This is a genomic window from Halobacteriovorax sp., assembly GCF_041587335.1.
In the GTDB taxonomy this organism is placed as follows: domain Bacteria; phylum Bdellovibrionota; class Bacteriovoracia; order Bacteriovoracales; family Bacteriovoracaceae; genus Halobacteriovorax.
The window spans coordinates 16,619-30,072 of the sequence record NZ_JBFGYP010000030.1 but is presented as its reverse complement, the minus strand read 5'-3'; the positions used below and the strand labels follow the sequence as shown (position 1 = coordinate 30,072).

The following is a 13,454-nucleotide window of genomic DNA, read 5'->3' as shown; positions in this document are numbered from 1 at the left end:
TCTGATGAAGAGCTAATGGATGAGAAGTGCTTAACTAAAGAAGCGATCTATCATAAATCACTTCGAATTGGTGCTCTTTTACATGACCTTGGTACTTTTGTTTTCTCACATACAACTGAGTCTGCTTATATAACTTTTGGAGAAACTACTAACTCTAAAGGTGGCAAAGGGCTAAAAGATGATCATGAAAATTTAGGTTCTTTTATAATCAAAAATACAGATTACGAAGGTGGAATCACTTATATTCTGAAAAAGTATGGACTTGATCCACAAACAATTTCAGATTTAGTAAAAGGGGTAGACCCTTCAATCCTTGCCAATCAAATACTACACTCAGAGATTGATTGCGATAGAATGGATTATTTATTAAGAGACGCTCACTATACTGGTTTAAAATACGGAGCATATGATAGAGACTACTTACTTCACCACTTTGAAGTGAAACGAGTAGAGAAGCATGATATTTTAACAATTAGACATAACGCTCTTCACTGCGCTGAAGACTTTCTAATGTCTAGATTTGCTTGGTACTCTCAAGTGATTAGATCTCCTAGAGGATCTAAGTATGATGCTATAGCTGAAAAGCTAACTTTTCACTTTTTAGAGAAAGGCTACATCTACAAGTATAGTGATCTTTTAGATATGATTGTGAATGATCCTATGAAGTTTTATGGGTTTAATGACAATTACTTTATGGCCTTAGTTCAAACTCATTTCTCTAATGGAGACTTAGATAAATCACCACATATAAAAGATATGGCACTCACTCTATTATTAGAGAGAGGAGCTAAGACAATTGAGTGTGATGAGTTTAAGCAAATACTATTTGATCAAGATAAGGTTGCTGATAACGATAAAATCGTAAAAAGAGCACAATCAAAAGTAAAAGACCTTGAAGACTTTCTTGCTAAAAATGGTAGTGCTGAAGATTGGATCCTTCCAGACCTTCCTAAGAAAGATATTATATATGTTAAATCTCCTAAGGCCATCGCAAAGAATGGACAAAAATCTAATCTTCTTCTAGAGAGAGATCCTGTGAAGATTAGTTATGAAAATGGAGATATAAAGCTTCTTGCAGATGTTGAAAATTCTGTTATTTCAAGTTTGCATAAAAAGATGAATTATACCCCAAATGTGTTTTGCTCAATGAAAACACATGAGAGGTTAGTTAAGGCAGGCTTGATTACTAATTAATTTGTGACTGAGTAGTGGTACCTTTATTTTGCCAGTTTATGATTGGCATAAATACAGTATCAATACTCTCTCCATCATATGGAATAGTTTCTAAATCACCTGTTTTAATCTTTAGGTCACTAGTTACAAATATAACATCGCTATGTTTATCCATAGTTTTGTAGTTTCTAATAAAGGCCGTTTCTTCCATAGAATTCTCTAGATTTACGATAACACATAGAATTGAGCTACTTCCTTTTCTAATAGGAACTCTTGAACTGTAGAAAGAAAGCTCTTCAATTCTTTTATTTAACGCCTTTTCTTTTTCTTCTAGATCATCTGGAAAGCTCTTTGTTGTTAAGCAATAAAAAACTAACTCCATACCCATTCTTTTTTCATCATTTGGTTTGATTGCAAGAAGGGCCATCGACTCATTTCTAGATGTTAGGATATATTTAGATGTTAGTTCATCTTTGATTGGAATTATTAAAACTTCCTCATGTAGTAAAACAGTAGAGTCTGACTCTCTGAAACAAATAGGGTTAATTTTAATAAAACGTACTTCTTTACTATCAGATAGTGAAAAAGTTAAATCACCAATCATAAATGATTTTAAATTGATTGCTTGGTGAGATATCTCCACATTGTTACTAACAATATCTTCTATTTCTAAAGGAGCTTTAGTTCTAAGAGCAAGCTCTTTAGAGGTGAATGCACTATAGGTTCTATTATCTGAGTTAATTATTGGGTTTTCATTCTCATCAACCTCTACATAAACGAGATCGTAGTAACCAAGTGATTTAAAATTATTAGAATAATTTTTAATTCTTGTAGAAAGAATTAAATCCTTTTCTATTTCCCAAGCCTGAATTCTCATAATTACTCCTTCAAAGTTATACTAATTTCTATCATGGACAATGTGAGGGCTCAACTCTTTGTCTGTTAGATATTTATTTTGACTCTTTGCGCATTGGGGCCAATATGTAACTGATTGTTTTTCTCGGTAATTAACTAGACGTAAAATAGGGGATTTAGTCTGGAAAATATTTCAATTTCTCATCAATTCTAATGGTTTTCTTTACTAAAATCCCGCAATTGGGTAGAATATAAGAGCTGTAGAAGATAATGCAGCTTCAAATTAGGATGATTTGAATATTAAAACTTTAAGGAAAGGTCAGGATGATCAACACTTCGTTTAATAGAACGCAACCCTCACAAAATCGCTCAAATTACACATCAAAAAATCTCTTTTATCTAGAAGATGTATCAGTAAAATTTGGTTCAACGACAGGATTAAGTCACGTACAATTTTCTGTAGAAAGAGGTGAGATTGTCTTTATTACAGGTGTTTCTGGTGCAGGAAAAACAACTCTTTTAAAAGTTCTTGCTGGAGATATAGAGCCTGACAGCGGAAGAGTAAAAAGACCTGATTCAACTATCTTTATCTCTCAAGTCTTTCAAGACTTAAGAGTACTAGGGAACTTAAGCTGTAGAGATAATTTAAACTTTTGTTATGATCCAAAGTTTTATAACTCACGAAAAGAATTCGATAAAGACATAATGGAGTTATCTAGAATTGTTGGAATTACAGATAGACTAGATATAAAGATGAAAAATGCTAATGGTGGTCTAAAGCAAAAAATTGCCATTATAAGAGCTCTTCTTTCTAGGCCAGATATTATTATCTGCGATGAGCCTACTAGCTCTTTAGATTCTGAAAGTGCTCGTAAAATATTCGATATTTTAAATCTATATAACATTAAAAGAAAACTTACTGTCATTTGGGCGTCCCATAATAAAGAGCTTGTTAAGCAGTTCTCTGGGAGAATCGTTCACTTAGACGGAGGTAAGTTAGTCTACTCGGGGCATGCATGTTTTATTTAAATAACTTTTTTCAAAATATTAAAAATAACCCTGTATGGGGAGGATTGTTTACATTTACATCACTTATCTTATTGATAGGTGCTTTAAATTTTACGAACCTAGAAAAAAGTGTGTTTAGCGATACGACTAATTATACGTCAGGTCCTTATTTTCATGCCCTTGTATCTGGAGCAGAAAATCATAAGAGAATTTCTAGAAAGCTTACTGAGCTACCAGGTGTAAGTAGAGTCGAGGTTCTTGGTGAAAGTGATATTCAAAGCCAGGTTACAAAGGTTCTTTCTAATCTAGACTTAGATATGAAAATTGAAAGCATGGATTTAGATTATGCTGGATTAAAAGTTATCATGGATAAAAATTTACAAGAGAGAAGTCAAAATCTTATTAGAGATTACTTAGTAAGACTTGTAGGATCTTCAAAATTAACTCTTGGTGCAGTTAAAGCAATTTCAAAAGCAGAGCAAATTAAAAATCAGTTATTCTCTCAGTTTAAAGAGTGGGGAATTACAGTTGTTAGCGTTGCTAGTTTCGTTATATGGGGACTTATTGCTGTTGTATTCTCTACGAAAGTTCAGCAAAGCTCTTACCTAATTGAAAAATTTCAAAGAAGAAAGAAAGTAGGCCTTAAAGTTATGCTGACGGGTATGATTGGATTATTTTCTTTTTGTTCAGCATTAACTTTCGCATTTGGAGACTTCAATACATATGGAGTCGCAACTGGAATTATTCTTATAACTCTTCTCTCAGCTATACAGCTAAGGAACTTACAGTGGCACGAGTAATACCGAAGCTAATATGTTTAACTATCTTACTATTTAGCTGTGCTAAAGGATTTGCTGCAAAGAAAGTCTCAGTCTCAGATTTGAGAAAGAACCTAAGATCACAAGAGAGAATTCTTAAAAAACTCAATAGTCGAATTATTTCTTTAGAGAAGAATTTAAGCTTTAAAAATAAAGACTATATTGAAGTTCTAGAGTCAAAGAGAAGAATTGAAAATCAAATATATAAGAATGCAGAAAAAATAGAGAAATATATTGAAATTGTTAGAGAAGAGAAAGCAAAGGTTAAGAACCTTTTAGGTTCTGTAGTAGCAAATTCTCTCAATGATGAAGAGACAAGTGCCGATTTATTAACAAAGAAAATGATGGCAAAGGTTCTCTCTAAGAAGATCTTAAAACTTAAATCAATTGAACAAGTTCTTGAGCTTAAGCAGATTAGATATAAAGAGATAAGAGATAACTTTAATGGACTTGAAGAGAATGAAAGAGAGTTACTCTCACTAATGTCTGATCTAGAAAATCAGAAAAAAGAGTATGCGGCTCAATATGTAAGTGTAGAGCAAAAAAAATCAAATCTAAAAGTCGAAATATCGTCGTTAAAGTCAAAGATTCAGTATCGAAAAAATAAAAAGAAAGTAAGTAAAAAGCCTCTTCTCGTAGGATACAAGTTTTCATCTCCTATTGAGTCATACGTGGGGGTAGAGTATGGGAAAAAGGGAATAAATTTTAAGTTTAGAGATAGGCAGCCAATTAAGAACACTATAAAGGGGAAAGTCTCTTTTATCGGTTCTTTATCTAATTATGGTAATGTTATAATGATTGAGCATGGTAATCAGACTCGATCAATTTATCTAGGACAACTTAAGAGTAAAGTTAAAAAAGGTCAGAGTGTTTCTGCTGGAGAAATCCTTGGTTATACTCTTGTTAATAACAAGTCTAGAGAGCTTGCTAAGCTATATTTTGAAGTACGTAAGAAGAATATTGCTCAAAACACATCATTGTTGATGGATGATAACTTCTTAGCAAAAAATAATCTAAAAAACGTAAATATATAATTTAAGGAATAGTTATGAAAATGAAGAGTTCGCGAAGCTTTAAAGCGATCGCTCTATGTATGTCTCTTTCTATCGGTGGCCTTTTAATGGGGTTTATTGGTACTGAGAAAGTTTTAGCAGTAACTAAGTCTAGGTTTGAAAAGCTCGAACTTTTCAATAAAGTCTTATTTCTTGTTGAGTCCCAGTACTATAGAAATGTCGATACAGATAAGCTTATTCAGGGAGCTATTAAGGGGATGATGAATACTCTTGATCCTCACTCTGCATTTCTAAACAAAGAAGTATTTGCAAAGATGCAAGAAGAGACTCAAGGAGAGTTTGGTGGCCTCGGATTAGAGGTTACACAAAAAAGTGGGCATCTCATTGTCGTCACACCAATTGAAGATTCTCCAGCATTTAAAGCAGGAATTCTTCCCGGAGATCGAATTGTTGAAATTAATCATGAGTCAACAATAGGAATCACTTTAGAGGAAGCCGTAGACAAAATGCGAGGAAAGAATGGTGACAAAATAACAATTGGTGTTGTTAGAGAAGATACTGAAGGAGTTAAGAATTTTGTCTTAACTAGACAGGTCATTAAAATCAAGCCGGTTAAGCATGATGTTGTAAGACAAAACTACGCATTCGTAAGATTAAAACAATTTCAAAAAAGATCTGCAGAGGGGATAATTGACGCTCTTAAAGATATAAGAAAGAAGACAAAGAAGAATGGTGGACTAAAGGGAATTATCTTAGACTTACGTTCTAACCCTGGTGGACTTTTAGATGAGGCGGTAGATGTCTCTTCGATATTTTTAAAAGATGGAATTGTTGTAAGTACTGAGGGGAGAGATCCAAAGAATAAAGAAATTCGATATGTTAAAAAATCTGGTTTTAAAGAATTAGATGTTCCTCTCGTTGTCCTTATAAACTCTTCTTCGGCCTCAGCAAGTGAAATTGTTGCGGGAGCAATTCAAGATATGAAACGAGGAATTATTATGGGCTCACAGTCTTTTGGTAAAGGCTCTGTTCAAACTGTCGCAAAAATTGATGATGAAAAAGGTGTAAAGCTCACAATTGCTCAATACATGACTCCGAAAGGGAGAAAAATACAGGCCGTCGGAATTGTACCTGATGTATTTGTTGATGAGGTTGAAGCAAATTGGGTTACTGAAAATAGAAAAGAACAAGATTATATTAGAGAATCTGATCTTAAGAATCACCTGACAGCTACAATTGAAACTAAAGAAGAAAAAAGTATCAGAATAGAAAAAGAAAAAGAAGATAGAAAAGCTAGAATGAAGAGATTAGAAAAGCTTAAAAAAGACAAGAAAGAAGGGCATAAGAACAGATGGATGATAAAATATAATCCAAATGAAGATTATCAAGTCTTACAAGCTGTAAACTATATTCGTTCATTTGATCTTTTTAAGAAAATGAATAAATAATTGAATATATCTAAGTGCCGGTTTTCAATATCGGCACTTTTAATTCCTTAAAATTTTGCATATCTAATCTAAATTGATAATATTTTTAAATGAGTAATATTCGTTATGATTCAGTTTCAACACTAGTAGGTAAGGTCAAAGGGCTTCTCGAGGGACAGTTTCGTAATGTCTCAATTGAGGGAGAAGTAACAAACCTATCCTTATCTTCTTCAGGACATTATTACCTTACGCTGTCAGATCGTAATTCTTCCTTGTCTGCTTGTTTGTTTAAGATGGATGCGATGAGAAATCCAGAAATTAAACAATTGAAGGATGGAGACAAAGTTCAGTGTATTGGGGGACTTGGAGTATATGCTAAGCGTGGATCATTTCAACTAATAATCAAAAGAATTACTAAGGCCAGTACGGGAGGGGATCTTCTCGCTGAATTTGAAAAACTAAAGAAGAAGTTAGCAGGTGAAGGTCTTTTCGATTTAGAAGCTAAATCTAAAATTCCTGCACTTCCAAAAAAGATTGCTGTTATTACAGCTCTAAGGGGAGCAGCACTTCAAGATTTCTTAAATATAATGAAAAGAAGAACTCTTTGGACAGATATTGTCGTTGTTCCAGCTTTAGTTCAAGGAAATGGAGCAGCTGCATCAATAAGAAAGTCTCTTTTTAATACTATTAAATTCTCTCTCGATAATCCTTCTAATAGTGTAGATGTAATAGTCTTAACTCGAGGAGGAGGAAGTCTTGAGGATCTATGGGCATTCAATGATGAAGCATTAGCGTGGGACATATTTAATTGTCCTATACCAATTATTTCAGCTGTAGGGCATCAGGTTGATTATTCTATCTCTGACTTTGTGAGTGATCTTAGATGTGAAACTCCATCTGCCGCTGCTCAAGTTTTAAGTGAAGGCCAAACGCAGATACTATCAAAATTAGAAAATCTCAGAAGGCACTTAAATAGCAGTGCAAAGAATATAATTTATACACGAAAAGATAGAGTCGCTTCTCTTCGTCCTGAGGCCCTTCTTGCAAGAGTGAATAAGCTCTATCAAGATTATAAATATAGATTAGAGAAGTGTTCATTGGCCAAAAGAGATGTTGAACTTATTGGGCTACATGATCACTGGTTTCGATTAGATGACAACCTAAAGCGCATGCAGATGGCCTTAGAGAAAACTCTTAGGGATAGAGAGCATAGAGTCTCTAAATCAATTGAATTATTAAATGCGCTAAATCCTAGTAACGTTCTGGAGAGAGGATATAGCTATATCACAAATGGCGATGGGAATGTGGTCGCAAGTTCTGATGACTTCGAAAAACTACCTGTTGGAACAGAGTTAAATATTCAATTTAGTGATGGTAAAAATAAAGTGAGTAAGCTTTGAGTTTGAAAGAATATTCATCAAATATTGATGATATAGGACTTGAGAATATTTTCTCTACTCTTGGATGGGAAAAGAGTGAAGCATCTGACTTATTAATCTCAATAAAAGAAGTTCCTAATTATGATGGGTGGCAGATTGTTACTAAATCCAATACATGTGGAGATAGGACAATTGTTATTCCTGAGTTTTCTGAAAAGTACTTACGTAATATTTTAAATTTAATAGAGGAATCTCTTGGACAAGAGAAGTGGCTTTTTAGGATTGAGAGTGAGAAAGAGTTATTTAATTCTTTTTTTAAAGGAAAGCTTACAAGTTATGGAGATTTTCCTTTAAATGATTTTCTCGGTTTCTTGTCTTCATGGGGAGATATCTTTGAAGTCTCTGAAAGAGAGAAGTTATGTTCATTTTTACTTGATAATTTTGACATTGATATTAAGATTGAAACAACCGAAGGTCTCCTTGTTGATCGTAATTTTTTAAATTATCAATATATATTAAGAACTCATTCAAAAGAATCTGGATTATTTTTTTGTTTCAAAAAAATAGATAAACTAGACGAGGACTTGAAGTTACTTCTTGGTTTACTCATTATTTATCAGGATCAGAAAAGAGAAAAGGATACTCTTGAAAAATATTCAAAAAGTGATTGGGAGATTATTCTCAATAGTTTAAGTTATTCATCATGCTTGATCTCTCTAAAAGGTGAGCTAGTTATTCATAATACTCTTTTTTCCTCTCTTGGGCTTTATGCTAGTGATTGTTTGAAGTTGGAAGATAATGAAACAATAGAGTGTGGGGATCGTTTTTATAAAGTGTTAAAAACTCCACTGCGAATAAAGGGGAGAGATTACTTTTCTTATACATTCCTAACAGATGAGTCGAGTTCAAGAGAAAGTGGGCTAAGTATAAGCTCTGAAGAGCTTGGAATTATTTCAGGTTCTATTGCTCATGAGCTCAATAATCCTATTGCAGGTATTTTAGCGGCTCTCACTTTATTAAAGCTTGAAGATGACATTGGTGAGGACTCCGAAAATCTCATTAACGATATGGAAAGAGGCGCTAAAAGATGTAAGAAGTTGATTGAAGTCTTTTTAGGGTTTTCTAGATTAGATCCTACCCATTCTCAATTTGATACTCTCGAAAGTTCTGTAGAGCAATCACTGCAATTATTACGTTCTAGAATGGTAGAGTCCAACTTAAAAATGGTCTTTGATTATAAGCAGAGAAATACTTTTTCAAGAAATTTAAATAACAGTATATCTTCAATGATTTTCTACCTTGTATTAAGTGAAGCATTTACGCTTGGACATCATCAGAAACTTCTGTCGAGTGACTTTGATCAAATTAAAATTGAAGTATTTGAAGAGTTGAATGAGATTAAGCTACGTTTTCATCCTTTTATGAAAATATATGATGTAATCTCAAAATCAAAATTGCTCCTCCACCTAATTAGCTTGTTAGAGCTAGATATTATAGGTGAGGAGAATGATGTCATTATTAAAAATATAAAAAATAATTAGATATAGTATTTTGGATATGAGCAAGGGTTAGGGTTTGCTTTCATAAAGCTTTCCATTTCTTTAAAGAACTTCTCTTGGTTCTTTGCTGGAAGGCTCTTTTTAAAGCAAAGCATTGTTCCTTTCTCACTTTCTTTTAGAATATATGTATCTAGAAATTGCTTAAATAATGGATTGAATAACGTTTTCTTCAATTTGTTATTACTAATCTTACTCGACTTAGAATTAATATACTGGATAAGCTTCTTTTTATGGCCTGGAAATCTAAAAACTAGTTCAGACTTTTGAGATAGAGCGTTTGTTGGGTAGATATTGTATTGCTCTGGTACTAAATTATTTATAATAATAAAGTCTCCAAAGTTATTTCCTAAGATATTATCACCACGTATATCATCTTTGAGTGGTGGCTTTTCTGTAGGTAAGTGTTCTTTCCATAGGAAGCGAGCAATTTCACCTTTATCAGAAGAGTCTACCTTATTAAATAGGCTACTATAGTTTATTAGGGCTTCTAGAAAAGGACCAACTAGTTTAATAGTTAGGTTTTTCCATTCTAAAGTTTCAAGCTTAGAATATATTAATGCTTTTTCTGCTGGAGTATTATTACATGGAAGTGCAAATAGAATGACTCCATTCTCTCCCTTTATTGTTACGATATGAGGGTTTTTAAGTGAGTCGAACTTTTCTTTAATACTTTCAAGGCTGTCTTCTTCATGCTTGAAGTTTGCTCTATCTAGTTCATACCTCCCTCTAGGGTAGTAGAGGTGATTTATTTTAGTGATACCTTTATCAATATATATTCTTAGATAAATTAATAATAACTCAGCTGTGGCCAAGGCATCATCAAGCGCCCTATGTGCTTTTTTGTGTTTTATATCAAATATTTTACTCATGTAATTCAGGTTTGAATTCATTAAGTTAGGAATTAGATATTTTGTCATTAAGTTAGTACAAAGGCTTTTATTAGTGAGAATTGGTTTCTGGAGTCTTTTTAGAACAGAGTTGAAGAATGGAACATCAAAACTTGTATTATGAGCAACAAGTATTGTATCGCCCATAAATTCTAAAACCTCATCAATAACATCTTCAATAACAGGAGAGTCTTTTACATCCTCTTCTTTGATACTTGTTAGTTTTTGAATAAATTCTGGAATTTTTATTTCAGGTTTTATTAAATAATTCTTTTCAGCAATAACTTCAAAATTTTTGATCTTTACTAGACCAATTTCAATAATTTTATCTGTTTTATGATTTCCACCTGTCGTTTCAAGGTCAAATACACAAAATTCTAAATTTTTAATAAGTTCAAATGATTCTGACATGGATGACCTTCACCGAACATTCGCTCGTGTGGATAAGGGAAGTAATAATACTATTTTAAATAAGCTTGAAGAAATTTTAAAGGGGGAATTTAGTCCCCCTTTAGCTCAATTAAGCCCCGATTCTTTTTACAGTTTCTTTTAGGATATTTGTAAATTTTTCCATAACTCTAAGAGCTTCATCTTTGATATCTTCATGCTTAAGTTCAACATTCTCAATTCCAGATGCCATATTTGTAACACAGCTGATTCCACAAACTTTCATTCCAATATGGTTTGCTGCAATACACTCTGGGACTGTACTCATTCCTACAACGTCAGCACCTAGTATTCTTAACATTTTAACTTCTGCTGGAGTTTCATATGTTGGACCAAGGACTCCTGCGTAAACACCTGTTTGCATAGAATGACCTAGTTCTTTAGCAGATGCGAGAACTAACTCTCTAAGTTCTGGATGGTAGGCCTTAGACATATCTGGAAAACGAGGACCCATTTCGTCATTATTTGGACCAAGCAGAGGGTTTTTACCTGTCATATTGATATGGTCTTCAATAACAACTAAATCACCAGCTTTGTAGTTTGTATTAATACCACCAGCTGCATTTGTAAGTATTAAAGTATCTACTCCAAGAGTTGAAAGTAGTCTTGTTGGGAATACAACATCATCCATCTGAAGACCTTCATAACTATGAAATCTTCCTTGAAGAATAACAACTTCAGTGTTTCCAACACTACCGATTATTAATTGACCTGCATGTCCCTCTACTGTTGTTTTGTGAAAGTGAGGGATATCATCGTAAGAGATTATTGTTTTATTTTCTATTTGATTAACAAAGTCACCAAGTCCAGATCCAAGTACAATTCCAACCTTAGGGTTACATGGTTTAACTTTCTTAATATAAGCTGCCGCAGTTGTTAATTTTTCATTCATAATTTATTCCAATTTTAACAAAGTGAATTTTCGTCAATATCATAGATTAGTGGCTTTAAAACTTTAGGTTTAGTTGCCTTAATCTTTATATTTTTCTTTAAGATTTCTGTTTCTATATCTTCAACGATATCTTTTTGGTTATCGTTAAAATAGATTGTTACCAGTTTTTCGCCTTTCTTTACTCTTTGTCCTACGCATTTATGAACTACAAAACCAACTCCAAAGTCTATTTTGTCTTCAGTTTTCTTACGTCCACCACCTAGAGTTACAACATGCTCTCCAAATTCTTGGCATGCAATTGATGTAACGTAACCAGCTTCTAATGCGCAAACTTCTTTTGTATTTTTAGCAAGTGGAAGTCTTGAGTAGTCGTCTACAACTTTCTCATCTCCACCCTGTAGTCTTATTAGATCTCTGAAACTCTCAAGAGCTTTTCCGTTCTTTAGAACTTCTTTAGCCTTTTTGATTCCGGCCTTATGAGTTTTCGTTATCTCTGCAAGGTAGATCATAGCTCCAGCAAGCTGGACTGATATATCTGTAATATCTTTTGGACCATTGTTTTTTAGTACTTCGATACTCTCAATTATCTCTAGACTGTTACCAACTGCTTCACCAAGTGGTTGGTTCATATCTGTGATCATTGTTAGCATTTTTTTATCAAATCTTGATGCAGTATCTCTAAGACTCTTTGCCAATGCTTTCGCATTTGTACGAGTCTTCATAAAGGCACCAGAACCAGTTTTGATATCCATGACTATACCATTAGCACCTTCGGCCAATTTCTTACTCATGATTGAAGCTGTTATTAGTGGAATGCTATCTACTGTCGCAGTAACATCTCTTAGCGCATAAATCTTTTTATCTGCTGGAGCAATCTCTCCAGTCTGTCCGATTAAGGCCATTCTGTTTTTATCTACTGCTTCTTTGAATTCTTTCAAAGTCAGAGAAGTCTTAAAGCCTTTGATTGCTTCAACTTTGTCTACTGTTCCACCTGTGTGACCAAGTCCGCGACCTGCCATCATTGGAACTTTCACACCTGCGGCGTGAGCAATAGGAGCTAGTATAAATGAAGCTTTGTCTCCAACGCCTCCGGTACTGTGCTTGTCTATTACATCTACACCTTCAAATTTAAGAGTAGATCCAGAATATAGCATTGCATCTGTTAGAGATGCAGTTTCAGCTTTATCAAATCCTCTAATGTAGATTGCCATTAATAAGGCACTCATTTGATAGTCTGGTATAGACTTGTTGGTAACCCCTGTAATAAACCATTTTATCTCAGGATCGGTAAGCTTATGGCCATCACGCTTTTTAGCGATGATTTCGTAAGCGGAAAATTTTAAATTCGTTTCTAGATTTTTCATGTACTTGACTCATTATTAAAAAAAAAGCATCGTTATAGATATACCTTTCTACAAAGAAAGGAATCAACATCATATTCTCCGGGCCTTTAACTGTAAATGCCCGTTTAAGGTGGTTTTTAATGTTCAATAAAATTTGTAAAAGATTGTTGATGCTTATGAGTGCATTCACATTAAGTTTTTCGCCGTGCGTATTTGCTCAGGAAGAAAGCGGTATTTTAAAAGAGTCTATTAGTGATTTGGCTACAGTTGCTGGTATTGGGCTTGGTGGAGCAGTGCTAGGTTTATCAACACTTTCATTCACTGAGGAGCCTAGGGATCATTTAAAAAATATCCTAGTTGGTGGAGCAATAGGAATAATTGCAGGTGTTGGAATTGTTGCGTGGCAGCAGGCAACTAAAAGTAAGAGTGTAATAGAGTCAGGTTCTATTGAATCTTCAGAGGAGTTTTCTACTTCTAGAAGAATTGCCTGGCAAAAGTCTCAAATTCAAAAGACTTTTCAATCTCAGACAAAGAGTATTCCTTCATTTAGTTACAACTTCTCGTTCTAATTAATATTTTCTTTATTGCTGCTTTGCGAAGAGTTTTCATTTGCTCTTCGCTTTGCTAATGTCTATCTAAACTATTTATGGAGT

11 protein-coding genes and 1 pseudogene are annotated in these 13,454 nt (G+C 33.7%); 8 read left to right on the top strand and 4 right to left on the bottom strand.

The window, feature by feature from the left end; all coding sequences use genetic code 11:
- Positions 1 to 1,194 (top strand): annotated as a pseudogene (locus ABX784_RS06765) (hypothetical protein); the annotation flags it as partial.
- Here ABX784_RS06765 and ABX784_RS06760 read toward each other — a convergent pair.
- Positions 1,187 to 2,050: a hypothetical protein gene (locus tag ABX784_RS06760; RefSeq protein ID WP_372654100.1), complete on the bottom strand. Its 864-nt coding sequence runs from the start codon at positions 2,048 to 2,050 to the stop codon at positions 1,187 to 1,189. The pseudogene ABX784_RS06765 and the gene ABX784_RS06760 sit on opposite strands and share 8 nt — an antisense overlap.
- A 302-nt stretch (positions 2,051 to 2,352) precedes the next feature.
- Here ABX784_RS06760 and ABX784_RS06755 point away from each other — a divergent pair, with 302 nt between their 5' ends.
- From ABX784_RS06755 to ABX784_RS06730, 6 genes are all read left to right on the top strand, one after another.
- The gene (locus ABX784_RS06755; protein WP_372654099.1) at positions 2,353 to 3,057 is read left to right on the top strand and encodes an ATP-binding cassette domain-containing protein; all 705 of its coding nucleotides are present in this window, start codon (positions 2,353 to 2,355) and stop codon (positions 3,055 to 3,057) included.
- Positions 3,045 to 3,836 (top strand): hypothetical protein, encoded by a 792-nt coding sequence (locus tag ABX784_RS06750; protein ID WP_372654097.1) that lies wholly within the window; start codon positions 3,045 to 3,047, stop codon positions 3,834 to 3,836. The genes ABX784_RS06755 and ABX784_RS06750 overlap by 13 nt, the downstream gene beginning before the upstream one ends.
- Complete coding sequence (locus ABX784_RS06745; protein ID WP_372654095.1) at positions 3,824 to 4,888, top strand: murein hydrolase activator EnvC; 1,065 nt, start codon at positions 3,824 to 3,826, stop codon at positions 4,886 to 4,888. Before ABX784_RS06750 ends, ABX784_RS06745 begins: the two co-directional genes overlap by 13 nt.
- 14 nt (positions 4,889 to 4,902) lie before the next feature.
- Positions 4,903 to 6,315: a S41 family peptidase gene (locus ABX784_RS06740; RefSeq protein WP_372654094.1), complete on the top strand. Its 1,413-nt coding sequence runs from the start codon at positions 4,903 to 4,905 to the stop codon at positions 6,313 to 6,315.
- Positions 6,316 to 6,404: 89 nt separating this feature from the next.
- The gene (xseA, locus tag ABX784_RS06735) at positions 6,405 to 7,694 is read left to right on the top strand and encodes an exodeoxyribonuclease VII large subunit (protein ID WP_372654092.1); all 1,290 of its coding nucleotides are present in this window, start codon (positions 6,405 to 6,407) and stop codon (positions 7,692 to 7,694) included.
- Positions 7,691 to 9,214 (top strand): histidine kinase dimerization/phospho-acceptor domain-containing protein, encoded by a 1,524-nt coding sequence (locus ABX784_RS06730; RefSeq protein ID WP_372654090.1) that lies wholly within the window; start codon positions 7,691 to 7,693, stop codon positions 9,212 to 9,214. Before xseA ends, ABX784_RS06730 begins: the two co-directional genes overlap by 4 nt.
- Here the strand turns inward: ABX784_RS06730 and ABX784_RS06725 are convergent.
- The 3 genes from ABX784_RS06725 to ABX784_RS06715 form a co-directional block, all read right to left on the bottom strand.
- On the bottom strand, positions 9,211 to 10,530 hold the full coding sequence (locus tag ABX784_RS06725) for a PolC-type DNA polymerase III (RefSeq protein WP_372654088.1): 1,320 nt from the start codon (positions 10,528 to 10,530) through the stop codon (positions 9,211 to 9,213). The two genes, ABX784_RS06730 and ABX784_RS06725, sit on opposite strands and share 4 nt — an antisense overlap.
- Positions 10,531 to 10,639: 109 nt before the next feature.
- On the bottom strand, positions 10,640 to 11,458 hold the full coding sequence (locus ABX784_RS06720) for a purine-nucleoside phosphorylase (protein WP_372654086.1): 819 nt from the start codon (positions 11,456 to 11,458) through the stop codon (positions 10,640 to 10,642).
- 14 nt (positions 11,459 to 11,472) lie between these two features.
- Positions 11,473 to 12,822, bottom strand: coding sequence for a thymidine phosphorylase (locus ABX784_RS06715; RefSeq protein WP_372654085.1), 1,350 nt, complete (start codon positions 12,820 to 12,822; stop codon positions 11,473 to 11,475).
- 119 nt (positions 12,823 to 12,941) lie between these two features.
- Here ABX784_RS06715 and ABX784_RS06710 point away from each other — a divergent pair, with 119 nt between their 5' ends.
- Positions 12,942 to 13,370, top strand: a complete 429-nt coding sequence (locus ABX784_RS06710; protein WP_372654083.1) for a hypothetical protein — start codon at positions 12,942 to 12,944, stop codon at positions 13,368 to 13,370.
- Positions 13,371 to 13,454 lie beyond the last annotated feature (84 nt).